Here is a 602-nt window from a genome sequence, read left to right as displayed (position 1 = left end):
AGAGCCAAAAGCATCAAAGAGTTGCAGGAAATCGGTTTAAGTGAAAATACTAGGCATGCAACAAATTTTACATGGCGATTAAATCAAGATGCCTTTGAAGCTGTGCGCCAGCGTGGCGTTAACTTGGTGAATAGCTTTCAAAAAAATAAGTCTAATACTGATGTAAAAGAGCATTTTGAAAAGTATCTTCTCAGTCTAGAGGGATACATTGGTTATCGTGGTGTACGTGTGCAGATCGGCAAACTATACGGCATGTTCACCGCCTATTTTCAGTCAAAAATGAATCGCAGTTTTTTAAGTGCAGGTGGACGAAAGTTAAACCTAAGCTATGTCCGTGCTTCAACGCCAAAAATTAAAAATAATAGTGAAATCCATACATATTTCAGGGCCATTAAAGATCAAGCCAATCAAAGTTCAAGAGAGTTACTTTTGACTTGGAAAAGCAGTGATGACGGTAAGAAGTTTTTACAGCGCAAAAGTCCTGATGGCTACGTTTACAACGATAGTTACTACAAGGATATTGAGTGATGGTTAAAACTCCTTATTTTAATAAGCGCAGATGGCTTGAGAGCCGACAGGATGAAATCACCGAGCTGTATCGC

At 39.0% G+C, this 602-nt stretch carries 1 pseudogene; it reads left to right on the top strand.

From position 1 onward, the window contains the following. Nucleotides 1–528 (top strand): annotated as a pseudogene (locus tag EXE10_RS21650) (hypothetical protein); the annotation flags it as partial. Nucleotides 529–602: the final 74 nt, after the last annotated feature.

It is taken from the genome of Acinetobacter sp. WCHAc060033, from assembly GCF_004209125.1.
Lineage (GTDB): Bacteria > Pseudomonadota > Gammaproteobacteria > Pseudomonadales > Moraxellaceae > Acinetobacter > Acinetobacter wuhouensis.
The sequence above is the reverse complement of the archived record's forward strand: the minus strand, read 5'-3'. Positions and strand labels throughout refer to the sequence as shown.